The organism is Mycolicibacterium baixiangningiae (assembly GCF_016313185.1).
In the GTDB taxonomy this organism is placed as follows: domain Bacteria; phylum Actinomycetota; class Actinomycetes; order Mycobacteriales; family Mycobacteriaceae; genus Mycobacterium; species Mycobacterium baixiangningiae.
The window spans coordinates 535,822-562,267 of record NZ_CP066218.1; the positions used below are offsets into that span (position 1 = coordinate 535,822).

A 26,446-nucleotide genomic window follows, 5' to 3' on the forward strand; every position below is an offset into this window, starting at 1 on the left:
CTCCGTCTGTTATCGATGTTCCGTATAACGCCGATATCGACGGAAACGGTCCCGGCGCTGGTCGCGAAACGAAGATCTTTAACGGAAGTTGCAATATCCAGGGTTTTTGCGGCTATCGTCAGGGGACCAACGGCCGGAGCGCCGGGTGGAAATTTCAGATTGGCGTCGGGGGATGCATCTTCAAGGGGAGAGCAATGGATGCTTCGGCGTACATTGGGCGCGTCGGTGGCTTGGCGGTGGCGCTGGGCGTAGGCGCCGCCGTGATGCTCGGGAGCCCCGGCACGGCCTTCGCGGAGACCACCGACACCGATCCGACATCGCAGGCGGACCCCGGTGAACCATCGGAACCCGCTGCAGAAGAGAAGGATTCGCCGGAGCTGTCGGAGGACGAGGAGGCCGTTGAGGGCCCGTCCGACGAGCCTGCCGACGACCCGGAGGAAGCGGACGAGCTCGAGGGCCTTGATGAGCCCGCCATCGATGAGCCTGTCGTCGTCGAGGAACCCAAGGTCGAGGAACCCAAGGTCGTCGAGGAACCCAAGGTCGAGGAACCCAAGGTCGAGGAACCCAAGGTCGAGGAACCCAAGGTCGAGGTAGCGAAGGTCGAGCCAGCGCTCGTGCCCGAAGCGCCGGCCACCGGCCAGCGCTCCGCGCGGCCGCGCTCGAAGGAGGGGCCAGCGGACCCGCCCACCGTGGCACTGGATAAGGCCGAAACCCTCTCCGTCACTGTCGAAGACGCCCGCTCCATAAACGCCACCGAGATCACCCGCCAGGCCGAACAGCCGACCGCGGCGGTGGAGTCCGTCGTCGAGAGTCTCACGGAGGTGGTGCAGACGGTGGTGCCTCAGACGGCGGCCGTGGTCAGCGCGATGACCGCACCCACCGCGGCCCGGTCATCGGCGCCGGTGATCAACCGTCTGCTCGCCGCGTTCGGACTGGGCTCGCTGCGCAACCTGCCGTCGCTGCCCAGCCCGGCATGGGCGCTCAGCGCTCTGATGACGCTGACCTCGCGGCGCGAGTTCGAGCGGTCACTGGCATCCCGGTCGGTCACGACGAGCCAGCCCGCCGTGGCCCTTGCCGCAGCGGCGGCTCCCTACGACCCGGCCAAGGACTATCAGGTGACCCCGGTGTCGGTGAGCGCCAACACCGTTCGCGTCACCAACGTCACCGGGCCCGGCGGCCTGAACAACACCACCACCCGCTTCGGTATCGGTGGCACGGACCTGGGAATCATGTGGGACAACGGGATTCCCGACAACCCCAATACCGCGGTCAACGAACACCAGGTGCTCGTCGCCTTCGGTGACACGTTCAGCAACCGCACCCCGGTGCGCACCGGGGTGTGGCGGATGAACACGCTGTTCCGCAGCACCGACACCGTGCTGTCCAATGGGATGTACGTCAAGGACGGGATAGTCCACGATCCCGGGATGTACAGCGGTTCACCGATGAGCGACCCCAACTTCTCCCGCGAGATCATCGGCAACTACCACTACGGCATCGGAACGGAAGTGACGATGATCCCGACGGCGGCCATCTCGGTGCCCGGCGCGGGAAAGAACGGCGCGACGCGCCAGTACATCAACTACATGGCCGTCAAGTCCTGGGATACGCCGGGCCGTTGGACGACGAACTACTCGGCCATCGCGTATTCCGATGACAACGGCCAGAACTGGACCGTGGTGCCGCCGTCGTCGGTGCGACCGGCAGCCGCCGGGCGTTCGACCCTGCCATTCGTCAACGGCGAGCAGAACTTCCAGCAGGGCGCGTACACCCGGAAGTACACGGTCGACCCCGTCACCGGTAAGCCGATGAAGGATGCGTCGGGACGCGAGATCACCGACGGCTACATCTACTCCTACGGCACCCCGGCGGGCCGGGCCGGCACCGCGTACGTATCCCGGGTGGCTGAAGCCGACATCCTCGACAAGACGAAATACCAGTACTGGAACGGAACTTCGTGGACGCCGGGCAATCCGGCCGCCGCAAAGCCGATCCTGCCGGGCACCACCACCTCGAGCTTCTTCGGACTGATCAAGACCACCACGCATCCGGCGGTCAGCGAGATGTCAGTGCAGTACAACAGCTACGAGAAGAAATACATCATGTTGTACGGCGACAAGAACAACAACATCGTCATGCGCAAGGCCGATTCGCCGGAGGGGCCGTGGTCGACACCGGTGACGCTGGTGGCGGCGTCGAAGATGCCGGGGTTGTACGCGCCGATGATCCACCCGTGGTCCTCGACGGACAATCTGACGGCTGAGGAGCAGAAGTACCTCTACTGGAACCTGTCCACCTGGGACGACTACCAGGTGAAGCTCATGCGCACCGATCTGACGAAGGTGTAGCGCCGCGGCCCCCGCGGACGACAATCGGAATATGAAGCGAAGCACGGTGGCCGCGTCGGCCGTCAGCGCTGCGGTCCTCAGCCTCTCGGCCACGGCCGTGGGACACGCCGCGCCGGTGACGACGCAACCGGGGACGCCCTGCCCACCGGCCGTGGATCGCGCCCTGTCCGACACCGCGGATGGCGCCGTCGTGCAGTGCAGCGGCGGCCGGTGGGAGGTCTACGCGGGGCCGTACCCGTCCAGCGACCGCTGGCTGTCGCACGGTGACGGCCTCGACCTGCACGGCCAGGGCATGCGCAACCCGGAGATGCTGTCCGGTCCGTGGACGGGGATCCCGCAGGATCCGGCCGACCGGTGCCGCGCCGAGCAGACCGCCGTGGTGAGCGCCGGTGAGGTGGGCCCGCCGCAGGTGGCCGAAGGCGAGCCGGGGCAACCGCTGCGGTTCGACGTGCTGCCGGTGATGTTCTCCATTCACCTCAGCGGCGACTGCCTCTGGCAGGCGAACTGATCCGCTGGTCACGGGTCGTTGCACCCGGGCGGACTTGAACCACGCCCGCACACCGGTAGGGTCAGTCCGAATTGTGCAACCAGAGCGGGATCGATCAGTGGACCTAGTACTCGGCGTGTCGGTGACATCGACGGCGCTTCGCTTCGTGCTCGTCGAAGGCGCGACCGGCGACGGCGCAACCGTCGACAGCGGAACGCTCGACATGCCGGTCTCCGGCGCCAGTGCCGACGCACTGGTCAGCGCCGTGCTCGGTGAGGGCCCGTACGCGGCCGTCCCCGGACAGCGGCCGGGCGCCATCGGTGTGACGTGGACGGACGCCGCCACGGACCAGGCCGCCGCCCTGCTGACCGCCCTGACAGGCAGCGACGTGCACACCGTCGTCGCCCTCACGCCGGCGGAAGCCGCCGCCGCGCTGGCCGCAGGCCTCGGTGACCTCGCCGCGCAGGACGACATGGCGGTCTGTCTGGCCGAACCCGACGTCGCGCTCGTCGCGGTCGTCACCGCCGACAACGTGCTCGTCGACCAGATCGCGCGCGACGAACCCGACGCGCTCGCGCGCCGCGTGCAGGAGACGGTCGATTCGACCGACGCGCACCCCGAGGCGCTGTACGTGCTGGGCTCGGCCGACGACGTCGACGCCGTGGTCGCTGCGCTCGACGGGCGCGTGGCGGTGCCGGTGCTCTCCGCCGCCGAGGCGGACCTGGCGTTGGCCCGCGGTGCGGCACTGGCGGCGGCGCAGGGCTCGGTGGGCGTCGACGCGCCCATGGTTCTGGCCCAGGTGGCCAGTGACGAGCCGCAGTCGTGGCTGACGTGGCGGATTCCGGCACTGACGTCCGTGCTGGTCGCCGCCGTGGTCACGTTCGTCGTCTCGCTGTCGGTCGCCCTCGGTCTGCAGTTGACGCCGCAGATGCGCTCGGACGATGAGGCGACCCGCCAGGTCGCCAGCGCCTCGGATCAGCCCAAGGTCGCCGTTGCACCCGTCGCCGAGGCACTCCCCGAAGCGCCGAAACCCGCCGCCCCGCCACCTCCTCCTCCGGAGGCTCCGCCGGCACCCCCGCCCGAGGTCGTCCCGGTTGTCGACGTTCCCGCGGCCCCGGCCCCCCAGCCCGAGGTGGCGCCGGTGTACGACGCACCCGAGGTCGCACCGCCACCCGCGCCCGTCTACGTGCCGCCGGCCCCGCCGGTGTACGTGCCGCCCGCGCCGGCCTATGTCGCCCCGCAGCCGGGTTACGTGCCGCCCGCCCCCGTCGCCCCGGCGTACACGGCGCCGCAAGCCCCCGGTTACGTACCGCCCGTCGCCCCGCAGCAGCCACGGTTGCGCGACCGGATCATCGAGCGCCTTCCGCTCATCAACCGCTTCCACGAACCGCAATATCAGGTTCCGTAGGAACTACGCGCCCTCACCGCGGTCGTGGCGGCTCAGCACCAGTCCGGCGCCCGCGCACACCAGGGCAACCGCCAGCGCCACTGTGGCGATGGTCAGCCCGGCGTGACCGGCGGGTGCTTCGATGCCCAGCATCTGCGCGCGTCCCCAGGTGACCCACCCGATCAGGATGGCCTTCACGATCAGGATGGCCGAGACGATGCTCAAGGCAGTGGCGGGCCGCACGAATTCGAGAGTAGGCGCGGCTCGAGAAGATCCCGGGGCCGTTCTACGGCGTCCCGCCGGGCCACTGGGGCCGATGACACTGTTGACGTGACGGCCCCTCGCTCCTGGCGAAGCGGTCCCTGCGCGGCCGGCGATAGCCCCCTGAACCCCGCTTCGTCACCATTCCGTGACCCCCCCGTGACATAACGCGAGTTATTTCGTAGAGTGCTCGCGTGGGTAGGCACTCCAAGCCCAGTGAGCAGCGGCGGATCTCGTCGTCATCGCTCGTGCTCGCACTGCTGGCCGCCCCCGCGGCCGTGGTGCTGGCAGCCGGGGCAGACGTACACCGGGACACCGAACCCGTTGCTGCGCCCGCGCCGACCCCACCGCCCGTGCCGGAGGTTCTGCCGTACAACCTCGAGGTCGTGGCCTCGGGATCGGTCGGCGGGCCGGCCGACCTGAAAGTGGCGCCGGCCCGGACGGTGTCCGTCGCGAGCTGGAAGGTGGCGGACCGCGCCTCGTACCGGGCTCTGCCGGTCGGGGTGGCCCCGGAACGGGGTCTGCAGGTCAAGACGATCCTCGCCGCCCGCGCGATCAGCGCAGTGTTCCCCGAGATCCAGCAGATCGGCGGCGTGCGTTCCGACGCGCTCCGGTGGCACCCGAACGGTCTGGCACTCGACGTGATGATTCCCAATCCCGGCAGCGCCGAGGGCATCGCGATCGGCAACCAGATCGTCGCGTACGTGATCAAGAACGCCGAGCGCTTCGGGATGCAGGACGCGATCTGGCGGGGCGTCTACTACACGCCCAACGGTCCGCGAGGCTCGGGTAACGGGCACTTCGACCACGTCCACATCACCACGACCGGCGGCGGATACCCCACCGGTTCGGAAATGTACTTCCGCTGATTCGGTGGGGTTCCGCCGCAGGAAACACCTAGCGCTAGCCGACGACGACCTTGTCCTCAGGTGGGTCGAGCACGGTGATGTCGGTGGCCACGTCCAGCGGTGAGTCCCAATCGATGTCGAGGTAGAACTCCACACCCCCGGTGATCGTGTCCCCCGGGTTGGGGCCATGCGGATGGACATTCTTCACGTAGATGGGCGCGGCGCCCCGGAACCGGAATGCGCCCTCGGCGCCGAAGAGGTTGTTCTCGGGAAAGCCGGCTTCGCACGCTGAAATGTGAACCACGGACTGCGGCGTGATGACACCGTTCCAGTTGAAGTTGAACCACCCTGACTTCTGGTCGCGCCAGAAAACTCGAATCGTCCTTGCCATGTTCCTGCTCCTTCGGTGTTGGTGGCATGACCTTGAGGTCTGCGGTCGCAATGTTGGCCGACACCATGGACCCTTGGCGTGAGTAGTCGGCTACTCGAATCGTCCGTCGCTGAACGCAATGGCTGTGGTGGGCGACCACTCCGGTCAGTCCTCACCGAGGAGTCGAGCGAAGCGCCCGTCGTCTGGAATCTCCAACAGTGGATGTGGCCCTTGACCGCCGTCGTCGAGTATCCGAGAGAGATCGGCGGGTTTGGCACCCGAAAGCATGCCCCCTCCGTTTACGGTTTGAGGGTGCCAAGCATGGATCGTCGCCGCGCAATGTTGATGTTGGGGTTCGGAGTGGCGGCTGCCGCCCTGCCACTTCCGAAGGCCGGGGCCCAGCCGGTGATCGGGGATGCGCCACCGGGACCGCCTCCCGGACCAGGTGTGCTGGGGGAGCCCGCTGCCGTCGCGCAGCCCGGAGCTGGACTGTTGTTCGCCGACGAGTTCAACGGCCCGGCAGGTTCGCCGCCGGACCCGGCGTCGTGGTTCATCGTCCCGGCCCGCGAGACCATCCGGAACCCTCACGAATGGGACAAGCCCTTCAACATGGGCCGCTATGTCACCGACCAGGAGCACGTCTTCCAGGACGGCAACGGCAATCTCGTCATCCGCGCCACCCGCGGTGAGGGCGCGAACATCCAGGAGAAGTACGCCAGCGCGAAGATCATCGGCAACTGGCGCGGTGGCGTCGGGACGACATGGGAAGCGCGCATCAAGCTGAACTGCCTGACCGACGGCGCCTGGCCGGCGTTCTGGTTGGTCAACGAGAACCCCGTGCGTGGCGGTGAAGTCGACCTCGTGGAGTGGTACGGCAACCGGGACTGGCCGTCGGGCACCACCGTGCACGCGCGGTTGGACGGCACGCAGTTCCAGACCAACAAACACCCGGTCGACGGGGATTGGCATACCTGGCGTATGACCTGGCAGCCGGCAGGCATGTACTTCTGGAAGGACTACCAGCCGGGGATGGAGCCGTTCTTCACGGTGGCGTCGAACTCCTTGCCCGACTGGCCGTTCAACGATCCGGGCTACACGATGGCCCCGGTGTTCAACATCGCCGTCGGTGGCTCCGGCGGCCGTGAGCCCGCCGGAGGTAACTACCCGGCGGAGATGCTGGTCGACTGGATCAGGGTCTTCTAGCCCGACCCCACAACAGCATCGGAGTCCCATGTCCAACTTCGGCCCGCCGGATGACCGCGGCTACTATTCCGATCCCGCAGGGGGCTATGGCGGCCAGCCTCGACCACCCGGCCCCCCTCCGGAGGAGCGCGTGCCGTGGTACCGCGCACCGGCGGCGATGTTCGCCGCGGGAGTGTTGGTCACGCTGCTGCTGGTGTTGATCGTCTGGGCCGTCTTCGGTTCGGATTCAGAAGACGCCGACGGCACCCCGACGGCCACGCTCACGCCTATCACCCCGACGGCGACGACTGCACCGGCGACAACTCAAACGCCGGCCGAGACCGAGACCGAGACGGTGACGATCACCGAGACCAGCACGCCACCGCCGACCACGGCGACCACGACGGCCGAGCCGAGCACGTCGACCAGCGTGGTCACGAGCACGACGACCAGCACCATCACGAGTACGACGACGGTGACGGTGACGGCTCCGCCACCGGCGCCGTAGTCGGGGCTCTTGCCGAGGGTTTGGTGATTCGCACCGCGGGTAAGCGGCGCCACCCGGCAAGAACGGAAGTCCTGGCCACATGTCAGCTGAACCTTCGCGATTAGTGGTGACCGGTGCGTCGGGCAATGTGGGAACAGGCGTCCTGCGCGCGCTTGCATCGAAGCTGCCGGACACCGAGGTCGTCGGAGTGTGCCGGCGCCCTCCCACCCACGGCCAGCCCTACGAGCGGGTCCGTTGGCACGCCGTCGATTTGTCCGCACCGAACGCCGACGCGGACCTGGGTGCCGCCCTGCGAGGCGCGGACGCCGTCATCCATCTGGCCTTGGCCGTCCAGCCGGTGCGCGACGAGAACTACCTGTACCGGGCGAATGTGGTTGGCACACAAGCACTGTTGACAGCCATGACGGCTGCCGGGGTGCGGCAGCTGGTCTACGCGTCCAGTCTGGGCATCTACGCGCCCGGATCAGGGGAACCGGTCACCGAGGACTGGCCCACCACCGGCCAGCCCACCTCGGTCTACAGCCGGCACAAGGTGATGGTGGAGCGGATTCTCGACGACTTCGAGCGCGACCACCCCGACGTCACCGTCTCGCGGTTCCGTCCGACCGTCGTGGTGCAGCGCGAGGCGGCGTGGCTGATCAAGTCGTTGTACCTGGGCCCCGTGGTACCGAGGTCCGCTCTGGAGCTGCTCCGTCGCCGGGAGCTGCCCGTCCTGCCGCTGCCCGCGCGGCTGAAACTGCAGTTCGTCCACGCCGACGACGTCGGCGACGCGGTGGTCCGGCTGACCACGCAGCAGGCCCGGGGATCGTTCAACATCGCGGCCGACGTGCTGGACACCGCCGCGCTCGCCGGCCTCGTCGGCGCACGTCCGGTCAATGTTCCCCCGCAGGCGGTGCGGACCGTCATCGCTGCCTTGAGCGCTGTCCGTGTGGTGGCGCTGACCCCGGGGTGGTACGACGTGGCGTTCACGAGTCCGCTGATGGATACGTCCAAGGCTCGCCGGACATTGGGCTGGGCGCCGGCGCGGTCCTCGACCGAGAGCGCGCGGGAGTTGATCGAAGGGCTGGCCGACGGCGCAGTCGGCACCAGCGCTGCCATGGGATGGCAGTTGCGGCCTCGCAAGGACGTCCGCGGCGCGATCGATCGTGCGCACGACGTCACCCTTGCACTGTGGGGTGCCCTGGCGTTGGTGCGCGCCACCGGCACGCACCACGCACGCGCGGTGGATGCAGTGGTGGTGGTGACCAACCTCGCCACCGGTACTCCGATGGCGCTGGACCGGGTGCTGGAGCGGCGCTCCGATCCGGTTGCGTTGCTCGCGCCGGTCGCCGTCATCGCCGCGCTGGGCGCCACGCTGCGCGGTGGTTGGCCGGCTGTTGCCGCCACCGGCGTCTTGCAGGTGCTGCGCATGTCTGAAAGCACCCGGCGCAAAGCGAAATTGGTTAGCAATGCGGAGTTTTCGGCAGCTGCCCGGGGGTAATGCCCCACGATGGATGATTCTGCGGCGGCGTCCCAAGTGGTCGTGGTGACAGGCGCCTCCAGCGGCATCGGCGAGGAGACGGCCATCCGCTACGCAGGCCGTGGGGCGCGACTGGTGCTGGCCGCACGCAACGATGACACGTTGCAGCGAGTCGCGGACGAGTGCCGCACGGCGGGGGCCGAGGCGGTGCTGGTCCAACCCACCGATATCGCCGACTCCGGCGAGGTGGAGGAGTTGTTCGATCTCGCCGCTCGCCGTTTCGGCCGGATCGACATCGCGGTGCAGTCGGCCGGGATCACCGCCTTCGGCCGGTTCGAGGACGTGCCCGCCGAAGTCTTCGACAGCATCATTCGGACGAACCTCATCGGGGCCGCGAATGTGGCGAGATGTGCTCTGAGCTGCTTCCACACGAGCGGCAGCGGGCACCTGGTGCTGATCGGCTCTCTGCTCGGAACCACCGCTGTCCCGTACCAATCTGCCTATGTGGCAAGTAAATTCGCGCTCAACGGGCTGGTTCGGGCGTTGCGTCAGGAGAATCGCCACCTGCCTGGCGTCAAGATCCATGGCGTCTACCCGGGACCGGTCGACACCCCGGTCTTCCGCACTGCGAGCAACTACTACGGCCGCACGCCGCAGGTCCCGCCGTTGGCGGTCAAGCCGTCGACCGTCGTGTCGGCGATCGTGCGTGCCACCGATCGTCAACGCTCCAGTGAGCGGCAGGTGGGGTTGGCCAACCGGCCCGCCATCGCGATGTACCGCCTGTTTCCGTCGCTCTACGACGCTCTGGTCGGACCGTTCCTGCGTGCCGTCGCTTTCACGTCCGAGTCGACGGAGGCGACCGAGGGCAACGCGTTCGCGCGGGATCTGCGCATGGCGGCCGATGAGAGTCGGCCCAGGTAGGCCTGTTGACTCTCGCGGTTCCCGGATCCCTCGTCGTATTCGCCACCGACGCATCGCGGGTGGCCGCGTCGGGCGGTGTCGACGGATTGCTGCCCTGATTGCTGCACGCATTTGATTGGACCCACCACGCACCGACTGTCGCGGTCGCGGGGCTCTGTGGCGTCACGTTCGTCATGGTTGCCGTCGCGATGCTCGCCAGCACCGAGGGATTCTTCGAGACCCGTGTCGCCTTCGCCCAGATGGCCGGTCTGGCATGGTTGATCGCGTACGTCGCCACCGTGCGAATGCGGCATGGATCGCTGTATCAGCTGGGCCGACGGGACGACAAATATCTTCTGGACGTGGGAGTCGCCCTGCCCGCCGGCAAGGTTGGCTCCGTTGGATCGAACGACCGGTAACATGGGCCGGGACCCACAGGAAGGCAGCCCGAGTATGCCACCAGCAAAGACCGCCGCGGTACCCGATACTTCCACCCGGTCCCGGATCACGGCAGCCGCCGTCGACCTGTGGTCGGAGCGCGGCTATCACGGCGCCAGTTTGCGAGATATCGCCCGTGTGGTCGGCGTCCAGATGTCAACGCTCTACCACTATCACCCCAGTAAGCAATCGCTACTTGTGGAACTCATGTCCGCGACAATGGATGAGCTCACCGAACAGGTCACCGCAGCGGTCTACTCCGCCAGGTCTACGAGGGAAAAACTTCTCGCCGGAGTTCGAGCGCACGTGATGTATCACGCTGAGCGGAGCAAAGAAATCTTCATCACGGACTCGGAGCTGAGATCACTCGAGCCGCTCGGGCGAGAGTTGATCGTCGGCAAACGCGACGCGTATAGCCAGATGTTCGCGGTGCTCTACAAGCAAGGGGTCGCGGACGGCGACTTCGCAATCAAGGACGTGCCCGTGGCTATGTCGGCGATGTTCGGCATGATCAACTCCGTACCGCTGTGGTACCGGCCTGAAGGCCGTCTGACATTGAGTGCCATCGCCGATTACATCGGCGAACTGGTCATCAACGGCATCGGAGCGCCTCAGGCGAAGCAGAGTCGCTGAGTACTGCGATGTTCGGGTGATACCAAGAGTGTTCCCGGGCAGCAAGACAGCAGACCACAACTTCGTCCAGTTCGGGCAAGTCGAGGCGTGGCGCGGCAATGAAACGTTCTCCCCTCCAGCGCATTCGAGTGACCCCGGGCGCGGTTGCTGTGCATCTCCGTCGCAGTGCCGATTAAATCGCGTCGGCGAATGTGGCTGGCCGGTAGGGAAGATCGCTTCACTCCCAGCCGTTGACTGAGGCGCGCGGGCCGTCGTAGGCTCAGACATGCCTATCGAACGAACGATTGGGTGTTGTCAGTTGGCCGGCACCCGGAACTCGCTGTCGATGCGCTACCGACGGGGTGGATCGGAGGGACCGAGACCGGTGCAAGGGAACCGCACTGCCTCAGCGCCCACCGTCACGCGCTCGCCGTCGAACCCCTTTTCGACACGTTCGGGACTGGTGACAGTGGAGCTCTGGCTGCCCCTGCGCACCCAACCCATCACTGTCTCGCTATGGGTTCCCCGCATACGCCGCCCGCAGACACCCAGGCGTGGCAGATCCGTGTTCGGAGTGACGCAGCCGCGTGTCCGAATCAGACCATCGGCGAACAGGTACGGCGACGGCTCGCTGGAGGGCATTGCTGCAGGCATGGGGCCCAATCTCCGCGATTGACCACCTGCCACCCGACGAGCTAGAGTCGATCGAACGATCGAATGGACACGATCAGGGGTGCGCGGCATACCCGTTCGCGTGATGCCAAGACGACCTCGAGGTCCATGCCAACGTCGAGCTCCTTAAGGCAAAGCCATCGAGACCATTCGGTTGCCCACTAACCGCCACGAATCAGCCTGTTTCCGTAACCATCACGACCATATCGCGGGCACGAGGACCGAACCTCTCGCGCCATATCCGGGCTCCCCACGCCGCCCGCACCCAGTAAGGAGAAATACGTGAGCACCACCGCCAGCTACAAGGCGTTTCAAGTTGGCAAGGACGACTCCGGCGAGTTCTATCGTGACACCCGTGAGGTCACGGCCGAACCCCTCGCAGATGGCGAGGTGCGTGTTCGCGTCGCATGGTCGAGCATCAACTACAAGGACGGCTTGGCGTCGACCGCCGAGGGCCGAGTTGCCCGAATCTCGCCCCTCATCCCCGGGATTGACCTCGCCGGCGAAGTGGTCGACCCGGGAAGTTCTGGGCTGACCGTTGGCGACCAAGTACTCGCGCACGGGTACGAACTGGGAGTCGCCCGTCACGGTGGCTTCTCGCAGTACGCCACGGTGCCCGCTGGGTGGGTTGTTCCACGTCCGGCGGCTCTCGACGCCCGACACGCCATGGTCACCGGAACCGCAGGTTTCACCGCAGCGCTGTCGGTGGCTGCATTGCGTGACGGCGGCATCAGCCCTGACCTGGGCCCTGTCCTGGTCACCGGAGCGACCGGGGGAGTTGGCAGCTTCGCGGTAACCCTGCTTTCCAATCTCGGCTACGACGTCGTGGCAAGCACCGGTCGTCGCGACCGCGAAGACTGGCTGAAGTCTCTCGGCGCGGGAACTGTCATTGACCGACTGCCGGCCGATGCCAAACCGCTCGGTAAGGAGACCTGGGCCGGGGTAGTCGACAGCGTTGGCGGGTCCACGCTGCATGCCGCGCTGGCGAGCACCTGCTACGGGGGCATCGTCGCCGCCAGCGGCAACACTGGTGGACCCAAGCTCGGCACGACGGTGTTTCCCTTCATTTTGCGCGGGGTCCGGCTCCACGGCATTGATTCGGTCGCATGTGACATCGACCGCCGCCGCACCATCTGGCACTGGATCGCTGACACCATGCACGCTCAGCAGTTCGACGCGCTGGCCGGGCGAGTCGTCGGTCTCAGCGAGCTACCTGAGGCGCTCGATGCCGTCCTGGCGGGTCGCGCGCTCGGTCGCACACTCGTTCAGCTCGAGCGGGTTTGACGATGAGAAGGTTTCCCACCGTCACGGCGCTCGCACAAGTAGTCGGGGAAGAGATTGGTGTCAGCGGCTGGCATACGATCACCCAAGCCGACATCGACAAGTTCGCCGACGCCACTGGCGACCACCAGTGGATCCACGTCGACCCTCACCGCGCGAAGGACGGCCCGTTCGGCACCACCATCGCCCACGGGTACTTGACGCTCTCCCTTATCGCCGGGCTCGAAGAGCAGATCTACGTTGTCGAAGACCTCGAGATGGGCATCAACTACGGCTCCGAGCGAGTGCGCTTCCTCGAGCCGGTGCCGTCAGGTACGCGGGTCCGCATGCGCGCGGAGCTCCTCAGCGCCGAGTCTGCACCGACGGGATTGCGCACCGTCATCAAAGCAACGGTCGAGATCGAGGGAAGCGCCAAACCGGCGTGCGTCGCAGAGGTCGTGTCGATCTTGGTTCCACGCGAAGACGGCACCGCTCGTGCACGAGCCGGCGGTGTCCACTAACGACATGACAGCTCATCTGTCTCCGGAAGCTCTGCGCCATAACGCCTTTGCCACTTCCGGCCGGAGACTGAACGCCCTGTCAGCGCGCGAGCAGGACCGCAGTCGGGGACGGCCACACATGGTGGCCGGCCGACCCACGACAGCTTGCCCTTGTCGATGACAGCAAACGAAACGACGGCACCCGGCCCGGGCGCTCGCGAAACCGCCAGGCGAGCAGGCGACACTTCCAAAGGAACCGGAGCAAGCGTGCGGTTGGCTTGTGTCGACTTACTCTTCGAGCGGGGTTTTCACGGAACGTCGTTGCGCCACATCGCCGATACTGTCGGGGTTCAGATGTCCACGCTGTACTACTACTATCCCAGCAAGCAGGCCGTCCTGGTCGATATCGCTGAATCCACGCTAACGGAACTCATCGACCTCGTCGGCGCCGCAGTAGCGCAACATGAGTCACCCGCAGATCAGTTGAGGGCAACAATCCGTGCCCACGTCATGTTCCACGGCCGGCGTCGCAAAGAGATACTCATCACCGACACCGAAATCCGCTCCTTGGAACCGGATCCACGCAGAAGGATCATCGGACTGCGCGACGCGTACACGAGGCTGTTCTGCGCCGTCCTCGATGCGGGGAAGAAATCAGGGGAGTTCTCCTTCCAGGACCGTTCCGTCACTGGAAACGCCTTGTTCGGGATGACGAACAGCGTCGCGACCTGGTACGACCCTCACGGCCGGTGCGATCTCAGTGATATCGCCGACAGCCTGTCGGCTACATTTCTTCACGGTATCGCCAACGACCGAGGACGGCACCGTAGTGGTTCGCCGCAACGTCGATCAGATGCGGCGAACCAATGATCGAGGGCACTAGTTCTCGTGTTGATTGGAGTGTGAATGACGTTGTACGAGTTGCCAGTCACTGGTGCGGTTTTCGATCATGTGGCGATCGCCGCGCCGCGGATCGCAGATCTGACACCGCTCTACATCGAAGTGCTGGGCGGCCAGATCATCTACACCGGTGAAGACGATCCCGACTACGGCTTTCGGGTAATCCACGTAGGTTTCAAGGACGGAACCAAAGTCGAATTGATGGAGCCCTCAACGCAATCGACGTTCTTCGACTCCTTCTTCCGTCGAAACCCCGAGGGCGGACTCCACCACGTGACGTTTCTGGTCGATGACGTCAACGTGGCCGCGGCGGCCTGCTCAGCGGCCGGCTACCAAGTCTTCGGAGTGCGCAGGCAATCCGGTTGGAACGAGTGCTTTCTACATCCGCGGAGCACGTGCGGCACACTCGTGCAGCTCGCCGACATGGCCACGTCGTAGATTGTCAGAGGCCGGCTACGCCTCAGCCGCTGCGCCGGTAGTGAGGTGAAGACTGCGCCGTACTCGCATGCGCAGCCGCGAATGCCCCGTACGCTGCCTGGTGCCGGCGCCGATGAGGTCGCATCGTCTCGATCGGCTGGGCGCGACGATGTTCCACTCGCCTCACGGACGCACGTATGGACCACTGGTCCAGCGCACTGAACGCCGAGTTCAACCAGTGCGCGACGGGCGACTACTCGATCCGGCCCGGCGCTGGCGTCGTTGGCAGACACGTGAGCCGGATACGAGTAGCCGCCCGTGGCGCTGGACGCACCAGCGCCACTGCGAAAGGCGGTCCAGCTATGCGGTTGTCCCGTAACGCTTGTCGCGCCACTTCAAGGCTGCGCCGAGACCATCCTGTTCGACGATGCGGAAGAACTCCGCGCCCTCTTCGGTGACGGCCTTGTTGAGGATGGCCGATAGATCAAGATTCGCCTGGACTCCCTGGCGCAGGCCCATTGACTCGTACGCTCGGAGCAGGCCCAGCTTGGTAAACTTCAGGATTGGCAGCGGCGTCGGGACGATCTTTGCTGCGAGCTCGTTGACCGCCTTCTGCAGCTCATCATCGGCCACGACACGATTCACCAATCCCATGTCCTTGGCCTGTGAGGCGGTGAACGAGTCACCGGTGAAGAAGATCTCGTTGGATAGCTTCTGGCCGACCATGTACGGCAATAGCAGAGTGACTGGCCCGGAGCCGTAACGGATCTCGGGCATGCCGAACTGGGCGCGCTCGCTGGCGACGACGATGTCACATGCGAGGACAGTGTCGAATCCGCCGGCGAGGCACCATCCGTCCACCGCAGCGATCGTCGGCTTAGCCAAGCCCCACAACTGCATCGTAAGAGCGGCCTCAGCGGACAGGTAATGATGAGCAGTGGCGGCGTCGGGTGAGGCGACGACCGAGCTGTTGGCGATGTCGTAGCCGGCCGAAAAGTTCCCGCCGGCACCGGTGATCACCACCACCCGGACATCGTCGTCCGCCTCCGCCTGCCGCAACGCGTCACCCAGAGAGGTGATCACCGCCTTGTTGATGGCGTTCAGTTTCCGTGGTCGGTTCAGCGTGATGGTCGCGATGTGGTTGCTGACGTCGACGAGGACCGCGTTCTCGTCGACGGCTAGTTGCGTGGTCATGTTTTGCCTTTTCTCGGTTGATCAGCGTCGGTAAGGCGCGTAGTCGACCGGTCGCTTCTCGTTGAAGGCACGGTTACCTTCTGTCGCTTCATCTGTCATCTGGTAGAGCTCCAGAGCAGCAAAAGCCATCGCGGAGGTGCCTGTGGCACTCGCGGTGTCGGAATTGAACGAGTGCTTCAGGAACCGAATGGCCGTCGGGCTCTTCTCCACGATTTCTGCAGCCCACGCGCGCGCTTCATCCATCAGGCTTTCGAGCGGCACGACCTTGTTCACCAGGTTCATGTCCAGTGCTTCTTGTGCGCTGTATCGACGGCACAGGTACCACATTTCGCGGGCACGCTTTTCACCGACGACACGCGCGAGATAGATGGTCCCCAAGCCCGCATCGAAACTGCCAACCTTCGGCCCGACCTGGCCGAAGATTGCGTTCTCGGACGCGATACTCAGGTCGCAGAGCACGTGCAGTACGTGGCCGCCCCCAATCGCGTATCCGTTCACCGCAGCGATGACAGGCTTGCCCGCGCCTCGGATTGCGGCATGAAGATCTTGGTCGCGTGCCAGCTCACCGGTCTCTACGTCCCGCTCCTGGCCGGTGTGTTGACGCTCTTTTTGATCGCCACCCGCGGAGAAGGCTCGATCGCCGGCGCCCGTCAAGATGATGGCACCGACACGGGGATCGCTGTCAGCAAGTCGGAATGCGCTGATCAGCTCATTGACTGTCTTGACACGGAAGGCGTTGAGTACCTCCGGCCGATTGATGGTGATCGTCGCGATTCCGTCTGAGACGTCATACAGCACGTCATCGAAGTTCGGGGCCATCACAGCCTTTCTTGGTCTGTCGCCGGCTTTCGCCTGGTCGGAGCGTACGTTCTATCATTCGATCGTTCGATCGACCCCATAGTGCACGGCGCTTGCGGCAAGTGTCAACCAAGTGATGGGGCTTCTACGTGGCCGTCTTGTTCGGATCGACCGGGAGTCGCGGAGGCGATGCAGACCCCAGGTGCTGATCCGGCAGAGCACGCCCGCGCGAAGCGCTGGCCGTTACTGCCCGCGGGGTCGGGCGATCATTGCGATGGCTCGAGCTCGGAATTGGGACGAACACGACGCGCGCGCACCGGCCTGGAAAGAGGCCCAGGGCGACGCGCGGAGGGAGGCGGGCGCCGCAACCCCTGCTTGTTGACCGGTCTTTTGCAGGCGGTTACAGTATCCATCGATCGCTCGATCGAGAGCGGAAGGGTCAGGGGCGCCCACCGACAGGGTGACCCCGCCGGATCCGGTCTGACAAATGCGCAATCGCAGTTGGAGCCGTCGGTCGACACTCAACTGAGGCGTCCATGGAACAAGTGGAAGGAATGGGCGGATGCAATTCGAACTGAGCGAGGAGCAGCTAGAGCTCCAGCGGTCCATCCGAGCCTTCGTCGAAAGGTATGCGAGTCCGCTCGACGTGCTATCCCAGATTGAGAGCGACGCCGGGTTCAGCAAGGAGCTGTGGAACGCGGCCGCCGCGAAGCTCGGGCTGCAAAGCCTGAACGTGCCCGAAGACTTCGGTGGCATGGGCGCAAGCAACCTCGAACTAATGGCAGCGATCGAAGAGCTCGGCGCGGGCGCCGTGCCCGGCCCACTGGCTCCGTGTATCGGGCTGGCGGTGCCCATCCTCGACGCGGCCAAGACCTCGCCGTTGGCCGCCCAGCTACTGGGCTCCATCGCGGACGGCACGGAAATCGTAGCGGTGGCTCCAGACATTTTCGATGGCCACCAGGGGCGACCGAGTGTCGAAGCAACTGAAGACGACCAGGGAAAGGTGCGGCTGAACGGGACCGCGCATCGGATCCTGACCCCGCAACATGCGACCACCTTGCTCGTGCTGGCCGGAATCGGCGAGAGCGTCGCCGTGGTGGCCGCCCCCGCCGATGCACTCGGTGTGCGCCTCAAAATGCACGCAATGTTGGACCCGACCCGCCGCGAGGGCGATGTCGAGTTCTCCGACGTGCGCGCGCGCGTGGTCGTCAGGGGCGATGACGCTACTGCCGTGAGCCGAACAGCGCGTCGATACGCGCTGCTGTTCGCCGCCGCAGAGGCAGTCGGCGGTGCACAGCGCGCGCTTGACCTCTCGGTGCAGTACGCCAAGGAGCGCAAGGCGTTCGGCAAGGTCATCGGCACCTTCCAAGCGCTGAAGCACCGGATGGCCGACATGTACACCGAACTGGAGATCTCCCGGTCGTTGCTGTGGTATGCGGCATGGTTGTCTACGCAGGAATCTGCCTCTGTTGATGACGTGGAATCGACATTGCTCGAAGCAAAGCTGGTCGCCACGGAAAGCTATCTTCAGTCCACGCGATCCGCGATCAGCATCTTCGGTGGGATCGGATACACCTGGGAACACCCGATCCACCTTTACTTCAAGCGTGCGACGAGCCTGCGGTACTTCGGTCAGAGCAACGATTCGATTCGCGACGAGATTGCTTCCCGCACGTTCGCCAGCAGGCGACGTAATTCGGAAGCCGCACGCCAGAACGCCCACTCGTAAAGGACCGACATGGATATCACCTTCAGCGCAGAAGCCGAGGCGTACCGCGAACAGGTGCGCGAATTCCTGAAAGACAACGTCCCGCAAGATTGGCGCGGGATCGGCGCTCTCGCCGGCGACACGCACACATCGTTCCTCAAGGACTGGACAGCGCTGCTGTCGAAGCACAAGCTGCTCGCGCCGGCATGGCCCACGGAGTACGGCGGCGCGGGTCTGAGCCCGGAGGAACGCGTCGTCCTGGCCGAAGAATTCGCCCTGGCGGGCGTTCCCACCGGGGACGCGAACGACGAATTTTCCGTGGACATGCTCGGAAACACACTGCTCGAGCACGGCACACCCGAGCAGAAGGATTACTTCCTGCCGCGAATCCTGAGCAAAGAGATCGTGTTCTGTCAGGGATTCTCGGAGCCCGACGCCGGCTCGGACCTGTCGAATGTCCGGACGAAGGCCACCTTGGAGGGCGACCACTGGGTGGTCGACGGCCAGAAGATCTGGACGTCCGACGGGTTGAAGGCGAACTGGATCTTCGCCCTGGTCCGTACTGAACCGGGCAGCGTTCGCCACCATGGCCTCACGATGATGCTGATTCCCATCGACCAGCCGGGCGTCGAGTTGCGGCCGATCAAGATGATCACAGGCGACAGCGAATTCTGCGAGACCTTCTTCACGCAGGCGGTCACCGAGCGGGGCCACGTCGTCGGCGAGGTCGGCGACGGCTGGAAAGTTGCGATGAGTCTGCTCGGACACGAGCGTGGCGAAACCGCTGTGGTGCTGCCGCTACGCTTTTCGGCCGAGCTGGATCGCCTGGTGGCGCTCATCGACGAACGGGGTCTTTCCGATGATCCGAAGGTCCGTGTGGGCGTCGCCGAGTGCCAGGCGCGCCTCAGTGCCATGCGTCTTCTGGGTCTGCGGAACGTCAGCAGCTGGGTGAAAGGCATGCAGCCCGGGCCGGAGAGTTCTATCGCCAAGCTGGTCTGGTCCGAGTACCACGTGCAGTCCTCGACGCTGGGAATGGAAGTCCTAGGCAGTGATGGTCTGGTCGCCGAAGGCAGGCCGGGCCCGGCCTACTATTCCGACGAGCCCGGCGCCGATCCCCTGCACACAGCGTCCTGGCAGACAACGTATTTCACGGCGCTCGGTAGCGTGATCTATGGGGGCACCAGCGAAATCCAGCGCAACATCGTCGCCGAGCGCGTGCTCGGACTGCCGAGGAGCTAGCGTGGTCCATTCCGCCCGTCCAGAGCTGCATCCCGACTTGAAGTGCATCTTCGATCCGGCGTCGGTCGCCGTTGTCGGCGCTTCCTCGGACACCAACAAGTGGGGTGGCCAGCTGGCGCGCGGCGCACTGGTGGGTGAGAAGCGCCGGCCCGTCTACTTCGTCAGCGCGTCTCGCGACGAGGTACACGGCCGCCCCGCGGTCCGGTCACTGAGCGAGCTGCCCGAGGTGCCCGAACTCGTCGCGCTTGCCGTGCCCCTCAACGCCTTCGAGGGTGTCGTCGGCGAGGCACTCGACCTGGGCGTTCGCGCGCTGATCGCCGTCAATGCCGGTTTCGCCGAAGCCGGCATTGACGGCCGGCGGCGTCAAGACGACGTCGTCGATCGGCTCCGTGCCGCCGGAGCGGTGATGGTGGGCCCGAACTGCCTCGGTGTACTCGACCGGCACACCGACCTTGATCTGGTGTACGACCAGGCGGGGCCGGCTGGCATTCCGGCCGGACCTGTCACCGTGATCTCTCAGAGCGGCAATGTAGGGCTCGAGCTTGTGTTCGGGTTGCGGTCGCGCGGCATAGGCACTGCACGTTTCGTCTCGGTGGGCAATCAGGCAGACCTGGACATCGGGCACTTCGTCGAGGCGGCGATCACACAGGACGAGACCGAGGTCATCGTGATCTACGCCGAAGAGTTCCGGCGTGCGCGAAGGCTGCTCAGCGCCATGCGGAAGGCCGGGGCAGCAGGCAAACCTGTCGTCCTGGTGACCCCTCGGGGTGAAGCGGCCGCCCGGGCAGCTCAGTCACATACCGGGGCCATGGCGTCCAACGCGGCGGTGATTGCAGCCGCGTGCCGCGACGCCGGCGTCATTCTCGCTGACACGTTGGTTGAGGCCTTGGACTGCGCCGACATCTTGGTCCGCCAGCCCAGAACGATCGGCCGGCGAGTGGGCGTCATCAGCGACGGCGGCGGGCACTCCGTGCTCGCGTGCGACGCCCTCGGCGAAAGTAACTTCGAGATCGTCCCCTTCAGTGCGACCTTGCAGACAAAATTGACTGAAGTACTCGACCCTTCGTCATATGTGGCCAATCCAATTGATCTTGCGGCGGCCAATATTCGAGTAAATGCCTTTGATGACGCTGCCACGGCGGTGGCGGCAAGCGGTGAAGTCGATGTTCTGGTCGTCACCGGTGGGCTGGGGGCGTTCACCGCTATCGATCCTGCGCTCGAACCGGCCGAGATCGAATCGGTCCACACGATCGGCCAGGTCGCCCAGAAGCACACGCTTCCGCTGATCGTCCACAGCATGTTCGCCGACTCCGCTGGTGTGGTGATGGAACGCGTTCGCCAGTCGGGCGCCTCGGTGTTCTCCGACTTGGCTGACGGTGTAGTAGCGCTCGACAAGGTCCTCGCTGCCCGCGCGACACCGACGCGAGAACTCGCAGTCGACGTGGCGGGTGGGTGTTCGCACGAGCCGGTGACGGGATACTTCCCGGCGCGGCGTGCGCTCGCTGCCCGCGGAGTGGACTTCGTCGAGGCCGAGCAGGTCCGAACCGCTGAGGAAGCCGTCGTTGCCGCACGTACGATCGGTTATCCCGTCGTGCTGAAAGCCGTCGACCTGCTTCATAAGTCAGATATGGGCGGGGTCCAGCTCAACATTTCCTCTGATGTCGAGCTGGCGGCGGCCTTTACTTCGATGCGCGCCGCTACCGGCTCTCAGGAGTATTCGGTGGAATCGATGATCAGTCCGGGGGACAGTGTCGAACTGATCGTCGGCGCTCGGCGCGATCCGGTGTTCGGCCCCCTCATTATGGTGGGTCTGGGCGGAATCTACGCCGAAATCCTCCGCGACACCGCGCTCACGCTGGCCCCCGCCTCGGCCGACCACGTTGCCGATCTGTTGCGCTCACTCAACGCTGCGGCGCTGCTACAAGGGGCCAGGGGCAAGGCGCCAGCTGACATCGATGCAGCCGCTCGGGCGGCCGTGGCCGCGGCTGAGTTGCTGATGTCAAGCGAAGAGATCACCGATGTGGAGATCAATCCGTTGCGGGTCACCGCTGAGGGTGCCCTAGCGCTGGACGCGCGCGTCATCACCGGTGCCTAAAAGACACACGGCGGCCACCGCCCGACGCGCCACAGCAGTCGGGCGGTTCCGTCGTTCCGGCGTCGCGTGAGCGCCCGCAGGGATGAAAACGACTGAACCGCAAGCGTTAACAGACTGGTAACCGTCGGCACGTCATTCCTCTTGTGTGACGGACACGACTCCGATAGTGTCCCGATCGAACGATCGAGCGGCTACCGCCTAAAGGGACACAGAATGGAGTTCGTCATGGAGCATTCCAACGACGATTCAGCTCACGAGCTCAAAACAGGTTTGAAGCAGCGCCACTTGACGATGCTCTCGCTCGGCGGTGTCATCGGCGCGGCCCTGCTTGTGGGGTCAAGCGGGATCATCCACGCCGCGGGTCCACTGGCATTCGTGACCTATGCCGCCACCGGACTCATTGTCTTGATGGTCATGCGGATGCTGGGTGAGATGGCCGCTGCCAAGCCGCGTTCCGGTGGTTTCGCGGACTACAACCGGATGGGCCTTGGCGCATGGGGCGGGTTCTCGACAGGTTGGCTGTATTGGATGTTTTGGGTCATCGTGGTGGGCTTCGAAGCAGTCGTCGGGGGCCAGATGGTCAACAGCTGGCTGCCGCAGATACCGGTCTGGGTGGCGGGTTTGGTATTTCTCGCCGTCTTGACCGGGGTGAATCTGCTCTCGGTGGGCAGCTTCGGCGAGGCGGAGTTCTGGTTCGCCGGGATCAAGGTTGTCGCGATCGTCGCGTTCATCACGATTGCGTCGCTGGTGGCGCTTGGTCTGTGGCCCGGTACCACGATGGACTTCTCCAACCTCACCGAACACGGCGGTGTGCTGCCTAACGGCCCGGGTGCCCTGTTGGCCGGGGTCGGCGTTGTCATCTTCGCGATGACCGGTGCCGAGGTAGCCACCATCGCTGCAGCCGAAACAACCGATCCCGCAAAGGCGATTCGCAAGGCGGTCCTGTCGATTGTGGTCCGGATCATTGCCTTCTTCGTGTTGTCGACGTTGCTGATCGTCATTGTGCTGCCGTGGACGAGTATCGTTCCCGGCGAATCTCCGTTCGTCGCGGTGTTGGACCACATCGGGGTCCCTGGAACCGCCCTCATGCTCAACTTTGTGGTACTTGTCGCTGCCCTGTCCGTTCTGAATGCCGGCATGTATACGTGCTCGAGGATGCTGTTCGTCATGGCTCGCCAAGGTGATGCTCCGAAGTGGATGAGCGAGACTGACTCTCGGGGCGTGCCGGTGAAGGGCACCCTCGCCTGTGCGGCCGGCGGATGCGTGGGCATTCTTCTGGCCGCGCTGTACCCCGACACGGTATTTATGTTCCTTCTCAACGCTTCTGGTGCGCTGGTCCTGTTCGTGTACTTACTCATCTGCATCGCCCAGTACCGCCTTCGCCGCAAATGGGAACGAGAAGAGCCGGAGATTTTGACGTTCCGGGTATGGCTGTTTCCTGCGACGACGATTCTGGTCGGGCTGGCGATCGTCGGCGTGCTCATCAGCATGGCGGTGCGACCGGAATCCCGCATCGAGATCCTCAGCAGCCTGACGATCTGGGCGGTAATCTGCGTCGCCTATCTCGTGAAGTGCCTCCGCGGCCGTCGCAACAACTCGGTTTCCGATGATTCAGAGCCTGCCGTCGGGGTGGCCCCAGATGCGCCCGTCGTCGTCGGTGATGCGCCGACTTCGGAAAAGGCTTCCGGATAGGGCGTTTGCCTCCGGGCCCGAGATCGGAGTCGTGTGACGTCCGATCTCGGGCCCAGCGCCTGAGTCTCCACCCGACCGACAAACGGGCCGCGGATCGGCACATGGCTTCACTACTTCCGCGGGCATCAATGTGCACCCGCAGGCCGCCAGAGGACCGGCTTCTCCCGACCGGGCATCAGGAATACATGATGACTCAGTAGCGGGGCTGACCGCTCCGATCTGACCCGAATGCCCATCATGCTCAACGACAAGTACCTGCGCGCGAACATCGCGCAATCGTCGAGAAACTCATCGCAGACCTGCGCTTGCCCCGGGCATCGGCCTGCTTGGAGAGTTCGGAGACGTCGAGCGCAGCGAATACGAGGCAGGCCGATGGATCGGCAGCCGAGTTCGTCAGCTCAACACGAAGTGACAGCCTCAAAGGGCTTGGGAGCAGCCATATTGCGTAGACAATGCCGTCGGCTACCTGGTTGCACGATCTGTATGGCATCAAGCAGCACTACATGCCGGACCCTGTTCGGGTCCGTCCGATCAGTACCGTCGTCGACATACGTAAGTGCGTTGTCAGTAGATTCGCTGTGTGGCCGTTCCATCGCGAACTGCCCCCACTGTGATGGCTGTCGCGGACCGACCGCACTGACGGTCGCAGCAGATCCATCAAACCGGTTGTGGCGCCGGGTTCACATGGACGTCACCAGCGAAGGACGGCTGCAACCTTCTTTCGATCCTCGACGGGGACACCCGCAATCGGCCTCGGCAGTCCCCGGTATGGCGACACCCCGACCGCAGTTGGTGCGCTGGAACGTCCGTCGCTTCGTGCCGGACCGCTCAACCTATTCCGTCAGGGGCGCATACGGGCGCGGTTGGCACACTTGAGGTCTGCGGATTCAGGCATCTGTAAGGTAGGCCCTGTTTCAGGGGGTCGCCCCAAAGCCGTTGGGTCGGCCACGTCGTCGACCCCATGCCCACCGGGTTTGCGGCCTACGAACCAGATGGCAACGACCACGATGGCGCACCCGCAGAGCTGAAGAACCGATGGGCGTTCGGCAAGGATCCCGATCGCGAGCACCAGTGAGATCACCGGTTGAAGCAGAAGTATGGCCGCACCGACATCAGCCGGGAGTCGGTACAACGCCCGGCCGATGAGAATCCAGCCGATCACACTGCTGCCCAGTGCCATTGCGGCAAGCCACGCCAAGGACTGCCATCCCGGCGCCAGGTCAATACCACCCCAGGTCAAGGAAATGGTGGACCCGACAATCCCGGAAACAACCGTTGTGACGAAGACCTGGGTTCCGGCGCGCCCGCGGGTGTCTACACGGGCGACGATGAACAGGTAGACGCTGTACGCAACACCGGCGGTGACAGCGAGAAAGGCTCCGTAAAGCAGCTGGTTCTGGTGTCCGCCCGTTTCGGCCACGCCGGCGGCCAACGCGATACCGACGAACATCAGTGGCACTACAGCGACGTACTGCCGGCGCAGTCGCTCTCGGTACAGAATCAAGCCGAGCACAGGCAACACCACGATTTGGACGTTTACCAGGATCGACGCAATCCCCGCTCCCGCCAGCTTGATCGACTGTGTGAACAGCGCGAAATCCAACCCAATCATGACCCCTGCGACGAAAAGTAGTGGCAGCACGCGCGGTTGAAACGGTCCATGTCGGCGACGATCCCGAAGGGCGATCACCGCGAGGACCGGCGTGGCGAAAACGCACTTGTAGAAGCTGGTCGTCGCAGTGGACACGTCCGCCAAGGCGATGAGGACGGGCGCGGCCGCTACGAAGCCGGCGCCTGCAGCGACCTGCGCCCGTGGCCCCACGCGGTTCAGGGAGCCCGCCAGTCCACCCTTGCGTATGGCCTTAGACACGTTTGATGAGTGTGGCGGTACCGAGGCCACCGCCGACACACATCGACACCAGCCCGAGTTCCTTGTCGCTGCGCTCGAGTTCGTGGAGCAACGTGGTGATCAAGCGGGCGCCGGTAGCGCCCATTGCATGACCGAGCGCAATAGCGCCACCGTTGACGTTGACCTTTGCCATATCGGCGTCGTACTCCTGCTGCCAAGCACCCACGACACTGGCGAATGCCTCGTTGATCTCGAACAAGTCGATATCAGGCATCGTGATGTTGTTGCGGGCCAAGATCTTCGCCGTCGCCGGGATGGGGCCTGTCAACATGATGACCGGGTCCACGCCCACTGTCACCTGGTCCACGATCACGGCCCGAACCGGAAGCCCTAGGTCAACGGCTTTCTGGCGCTCAACGAGGAGAACACCGGCGGCGCCGTCCGAAATCTGCGATGAGTTCCCGGCCGTGAGCTTGCCGGTGCCGTCCTCGAGAAACGCAGGACGTAAGGTGCCCAGCCGCTCCACCGTGGTGTCGGGTCGAATGCCCTGATCGGTGGTCAGCGTTTCATCTCCCACCGAGAAGGGGACGATTTCCCGTTCGAATCGTCCCTCGTCCGTCGCACGCGCAGCGCGGACATGCGACTGCACCGCGATCTCATCCAGCGCCGTACGGGACAAAGCCCACTTGTCGGCGATCATCTCCGCCGAAATGCCCTGATGTACAAGCGCATGACGCTGCATGAGTGCCTCGGAGAAGGGGCGACCGTAGGTGGACATGACCTCTTCGGCTTTCTCGATCGAGATCCGACCCATGTGCTCCACGCCCGCGCCGATCGCAATGTCGTGCACTCCGGAAGCAATCAGCGCGGCGGCATAGTTGATGGCCTGCTGTGAGGAGCCGCACTGACGGTCGATCGTGGCTGCGGGGACCTCTACAGGTAGGCCTGCTTCCAACCACGCGTTGCGGCCGATGTTCATGCCCTGCTCGGCCCACTGCTCGCAACAGCCGGCGGCGACGTCCTCGACGATGCCGGGATCAATCCCCGTGCGCTCCACCAGGGCCGTGTAGGTGGCGGCCAGCAATGTCGACGGATGGACGTCGCGGTAGTACCCCTTCTTGACGTGCCCGCGGCCCACTGGGAGTCGCACGGCTTCCACGATTGCAACCTCGCGTCCGGTCATCGGTCCTTGCGCCACGACATCCTCCTGCTGAACTGGGTGAAGCGCCGGTGCTGCGCCACCGTGGTTATCGATCGTTCGATCTATACCACAAATGCGGCGCGACCGAGTATTCGTCAGTTCAAAAAGGCTGGGGTCACAT

At 65.0% G+C, this 26,446-nt stretch carries 25 protein-coding genes and 1 pseudogene; 18 read left to right on the forward strand and 8 right to left on the reverse strand.

Annotation, left to right across the window (positions count from 1 at the left end):
* Window positions 1–194 precede the first annotated feature (194 nt).
* The 3 genes from I7X18_RS02500 (at window position 195) to I7X18_RS02510 (ending at window position 4,243) form a co-directional block, all read left to right on the forward strand.
* The gene (locus I7X18_RS02500; RefSeq protein WP_193044715.1) at window positions 195–2,348 is read left to right on the forward strand and encodes a DUF4185 domain-containing protein; all 2,154 of its coding nucleotides are present in this window, start codon (window positions 195–197) and stop codon (window positions 2,346–2,348) included.
* Between the two features lie 31 nt (window positions 2,349–2,379).
* Window positions 2,380–2,856, forward strand: a complete 477-nt coding sequence (locus I7X18_RS02505; protein ID WP_193044714.1) for a hypothetical protein — start codon at window positions 2,380–2,382, stop codon at window positions 2,854–2,856.
* A gap of 97 nt (window positions 2,857–2,953) precedes the next feature.
* Window positions 2,954–4,243 carry a DUF7159 family protein gene (locus tag I7X18_RS02510; protein ID WP_193044713.1) on the forward strand — a complete coding sequence of 430 codons (1,290 nt, stop codon included), beginning with the start codon at window positions 2,954–2,956 and terminating at the stop codon, window positions 4,241–4,243.
* Window positions 4,244–4,246: 3 nt separating this feature from the next.
* On the opposite strand, the gene I7X18_RS02515 is transcribed toward I7X18_RS02510, so the two are convergent.
* Window positions 4,247–4,465: a hypothetical protein gene (locus tag I7X18_RS02515; RefSeq protein WP_193044712.1), complete on the reverse strand. Its 219-nt coding sequence runs from the start codon at window positions 4,463–4,465 to the stop codon at window positions 4,247–4,249.
* A gap of 212 nt (window positions 4,466–4,677) precedes the next feature.
* Between I7X18_RS02515 and I7X18_RS02520 the strand changes: the two genes are divergently transcribed.
* On the forward strand, window positions 4,678–5,352 hold the full coding sequence (locus tag I7X18_RS02520) for a VldE C-terminal domain-containing protein (RefSeq protein ID WP_193044711.1): 675 nt from the start codon (window positions 4,678–4,680) through the stop codon (window positions 5,350–5,352).
* Window positions 5,353–5,386: 34 nt separating this feature from the next.
* On the opposite strand, the gene I7X18_RS02525 is transcribed toward I7X18_RS02520, so the two are convergent.
* On the reverse strand, window positions 5,387–5,722 hold the full coding sequence (locus I7X18_RS02525) for a hypothetical protein (protein ID WP_193044710.1): 336 nt from the start codon (window positions 5,720–5,722) through the stop codon (window positions 5,387–5,389).
* 300 nt (window positions 5,723–6,022) lie between these two features.
* On the opposite strand from I7X18_RS02525, the gene I7X18_RS02530 reads away from it, so the two are divergent.
* Window positions 6,023–6,904: a glycoside hydrolase family 16 protein gene (locus I7X18_RS02530; RefSeq protein WP_193044709.1), complete on the forward strand. Its 882-nt coding sequence runs from the start codon at window positions 6,023–6,025 to the stop codon at window positions 6,902–6,904.
* Window positions 6,905–6,988: 84 nt separating this feature from the next.
* Here the strand turns inward: I7X18_RS02530 and I7X18_RS02535 are convergent, their stop codons facing one another.
* Both I7X18_RS02535 and I7X18_RS02540 read right to left on the reverse strand, forming a co-directional pair.
* The gene (locus I7X18_RS02535; RefSeq protein WP_193044708.1) at window positions 6,989–7,168 is read right to left on the reverse strand and encodes a hypothetical protein; all 180 of its coding nucleotides are present in this window, start codon (window positions 7,166–7,168) and stop codon (window positions 6,989–6,991) included.
* A 39-nt stretch (window positions 7,169–7,207) separates the two neighbouring features.
* Window positions 7,208–7,444, reverse strand: coding sequence for a hypothetical protein (locus tag I7X18_RS02540; RefSeq protein WP_193044707.1), 237 nt, complete (start codon window positions 7,442–7,444; stop codon window positions 7,208–7,210).
* Window positions 7,445–7,497: 53 nt separating this feature from the next.
* On the opposite strand from I7X18_RS02540, the gene I7X18_RS02545 reads away from it, so the two are divergent.
* The 9 genes and pseudogenes from I7X18_RS02545 to I7X18_RS02580 all read left to right on the forward strand — a co-directional run bounded on the left by I7X18_RS02545 (window position 7,498) and on the right by I7X18_RS02580 (window position 14,570).
* Entirely contained in the window at window positions 7,498–8,871 is a 1,374-nt protein-coding gene (locus tag I7X18_RS02545; RefSeq protein ID WP_232375395.1) for an NAD-dependent epimerase/dehydratase family protein, read from the forward strand.
* A gap of 9 nt (window positions 8,872–8,880) precedes the next feature.
* On the forward strand, window positions 8,881–9,771 hold the full coding sequence (locus I7X18_RS02550; RefSeq protein WP_193044705.1) for an SDR family NAD(P)-dependent oxidoreductase: 891 nt from the start codon (window positions 8,881–8,883) through the stop codon (window positions 9,769–9,771).
* Window positions 9,772–9,944: 173 nt separating this feature from the next.
* Window positions 9,945–10,169, forward strand: a complete 225-nt coding sequence (locus tag I7X18_RS02555; RefSeq protein WP_193044704.1) for a hypothetical protein — start codon at window positions 9,945–9,947, stop codon at window positions 10,167–10,169.
* A 34-nt stretch (window positions 10,170–10,203) separates the two neighbouring features.
* Window positions 10,204–10,821, forward strand: coding sequence for a TetR/AcrR family transcriptional regulator (locus I7X18_RS02560; RefSeq protein ID WP_193044703.1), 618 nt, complete (start codon window positions 10,204–10,206; stop codon window positions 10,819–10,821).
* 933 nt (window positions 10,822–11,754) lie between these two features.
* Window positions 11,755–12,756, forward strand: coding sequence for an acrylyl-CoA reductase family protein (locus I7X18_RS02565; RefSeq protein WP_193044702.1), 1,002 nt, complete (start codon window positions 11,755–11,757; stop codon window positions 12,754–12,756).
* A gap of 2 nt (window positions 12,757–12,758) precedes the next feature.
* Entirely contained in the window at window positions 12,759–13,253 is a 495-nt protein-coding gene (locus I7X18_RS02570) for a MaoC family dehydratase (RefSeq protein WP_193044701.1), read from the forward strand.
* A 156-nt stretch (window positions 13,254–13,409) separates the two neighbouring features.
* Window positions 13,410–13,577 (forward strand): annotated as a pseudogene (locus I7X18_RS30035) (hypothetical protein); the annotation flags it as partial.
* A gap of 9 nt (window positions 13,578–13,586) precedes the next feature.
* Complete coding sequence (locus I7X18_RS02575) at window positions 13,587–14,102, forward strand: TetR-type transcription factor C-terminal domain-containing protein (protein WP_232375396.1); 516 nt, start codon at window positions 13,587–13,589, stop codon at window positions 14,100–14,102.
* Window positions 14,103–14,138: 36 nt separating this feature from the next.
* On the forward strand, window positions 14,139–14,570 hold the full coding sequence (locus I7X18_RS02580) for a VOC family protein (RefSeq protein ID WP_193044699.1): 432 nt from the start codon (window positions 14,139–14,141) through the stop codon (window positions 14,568–14,570).
* A gap of 339 nt (window positions 14,571–14,909) precedes the next feature.
* Here the strand turns inward: I7X18_RS02580 and I7X18_RS02585 are convergent, their stop codons facing one another.
* Together I7X18_RS02585 and I7X18_RS02590 are read right to left on the reverse strand one after the other, a co-directional pair.
* Window positions 14,910–15,743, reverse strand: a complete 834-nt coding sequence (locus I7X18_RS02585) for an enoyl-CoA hydratase/isomerase family protein (protein WP_193044698.1) — start codon at window positions 15,741–15,743, stop codon at window positions 14,910–14,912.
* A gap of 21 nt (window positions 15,744–15,764) precedes the next feature.
* A complete protein-coding gene (locus I7X18_RS02590) occupies window positions 15,765–16,562 on the reverse strand; it encodes an enoyl-CoA hydratase-related protein (protein ID WP_193044697.1) in 798 nt (265 codons plus the stop codon).
* Between the two features lie 541 nt (window positions 16,563–17,103).
* Between I7X18_RS02590 and I7X18_RS02595 the strand changes: the two genes are divergently transcribed.
* The 4 genes from I7X18_RS02595 (at window position 17,104) to I7X18_RS02610 (ending at window position 23,275) form a co-directional block, all read left to right on the forward strand.
* The gene (locus I7X18_RS02595) at window positions 17,104–18,270 is read left to right on the forward strand and encodes an acyl-CoA dehydrogenase family protein (RefSeq protein ID WP_193044696.1); all 1,167 of its coding nucleotides are present in this window, start codon (window positions 17,104–17,106) and stop codon (window positions 18,268–18,270) included.
* Between the two features lie 9 nt (window positions 18,271–18,279).
* The gene (locus I7X18_RS02600) at window positions 18,280–19,488 is read left to right on the forward strand and encodes an acyl-CoA dehydrogenase family protein (RefSeq protein WP_193044695.1); all 1,209 of its coding nucleotides are present in this window, start codon (window positions 18,280–18,282) and stop codon (window positions 19,486–19,488) included.
* Between the two features lies 1 nt (window position 19,489).
* On the forward strand, window positions 19,490–21,583 hold the full coding sequence (locus I7X18_RS02605; RefSeq protein WP_193044694.1) for an acetate--CoA ligase family protein: 2,094 nt from the start codon (window positions 19,490–19,492) through the stop codon (window positions 21,581–21,583).
* A 213-nt stretch (window positions 21,584–21,796) separates the two neighbouring features.
* Window positions 21,797–23,275, forward strand: coding sequence for an amino acid permease (locus I7X18_RS02610; protein ID WP_226862957.1), 1,479 nt, complete (start codon window positions 21,797–21,799; stop codon window positions 23,273–23,275).
* Window positions 23,276–24,116: 841 nt separating this feature from the next.
* Here I7X18_RS02610 and I7X18_RS02615 read toward each other — a convergent pair.
* Window positions 24,117–25,145 (reverse strand): DMT family transporter, encoded by a 1,029-nt coding sequence (locus I7X18_RS02615; protein WP_193044693.1) that lies wholly within the window; start codon window positions 25,143–25,145, stop codon window positions 24,117–24,119.
* A complete protein-coding gene (locus I7X18_RS02620) occupies window positions 25,138–26,307 on the reverse strand; it encodes a thiolase family protein (RefSeq protein WP_193044692.1) in 1,170 nt (389 codons plus the stop codon). Before I7X18_RS02620 ends, I7X18_RS02615 begins: the two co-directional genes overlap by 8 nt.
* Window positions 26,308–26,446 lie beyond the last annotated feature (139 nt).

Bases quoted from the DNA above. Each gene is read 5' to 3' on its own strand.
- I7X18_RS02500 (WP_193044715.1), top strand. From the start codon at position 195: ATGGATGCTTCGGCGTACATTGGGCGCGTCGGTGGCTTGGCGGTGGCG.
- I7X18_RS02505 (WP_193044714.1), top strand. From the start codon at position 2,380: ATGAAGCGAAGCACGGTGGCCGCGTCGGCCGTCAGCGCTGCGGTCCTC.
- I7X18_RS02525 (WP_193044710.1), bottom strand. From the start codon at position 5,722: ATGGCAAGGACGATTCGAGTTTTCTGGCGCGACCAGAAGTCAGGGTGG.
- I7X18_RS02530 (WP_193044709.1), top strand. From the start codon at position 6,023: ATGGATCGTCGCCGCGCAATGTTGATGTTGGGGTTCGGAGTGGCGGCT.
- I7X18_RS02550 (WP_193044705.1), top strand. From the start codon at position 8,881: ATGGATGATTCTGCGGCGGCGTCCCAAGTGGTCGTGGTGACAGGCGCC.
- I7X18_RS02555 (WP_193044704.1), top strand. From the start codon at position 9,945: ATGGTTGCCGTCGCGATGCTCGCCAGCACCGAGGGATTCTTCGAGACC.
- I7X18_RS02560 (WP_193044703.1), top strand. From the start codon at position 10,204: ATGCCACCAGCAAAGACCGCCGCGGTACCCGATACTTCCACCCGGTCC.
- I7X18_RS02570 (WP_193044701.1), top strand. From the start codon at position 12,759: ATGAGAAGGTTTCCCACCGTCACGGCGCTCGCACAAGTAGTCGGGGAA.
- I7X18_RS02575 (WP_232375396.1), top strand. From the start codon at position 13,587: ATGTCCACGCTGTACTACTACTATCCCAGCAAGCAGGCCGTCCTGGTC.
- I7X18_RS02580 (WP_193044699.1), top strand. From the start codon at position 14,139: ATGACGTTGTACGAGTTGCCAGTCACTGGTGCGGTTTTCGATCATGTG.
- I7X18_RS02585 (WP_193044698.1), bottom strand. From the start codon at position 15,743: ATGACCACGCAACTAGCCGTCGACGAGAACGCGGTCCTCGTCGACGTC.
- I7X18_RS02590 (WP_193044697.1), bottom strand. From the start codon at position 16,562: ATGGCCCCGAACTTCGATGACGTGCTGTATGACGTCTCAGACGGAATC.
- I7X18_RS02595 (WP_193044696.1), top strand. From the start codon at position 17,104: ATGCAATTCGAACTGAGCGAGGAGCAGCTAGAGCTCCAGCGGTCCATC.
- I7X18_RS02600 (WP_193044695.1), top strand. From the start codon at position 18,280: ATGGATATCACCTTCAGCGCAGAAGCCGAGGCGTACCGCGAACAGGTG.
- I7X18_RS02610 (WP_226862957.1), top strand. From the start codon at position 21,797: ATGGAGTTCGTCATGGAGCATTCCAACGACGATTCAGCTCACGAGCTC.
- I7X18_RS02620 (WP_193044692.1), bottom strand. From the start codon at position 26,307: ATGACCGGACGCGAGGTTGCAATCGTGGAAGCCGTGCGACTCCCAGTG.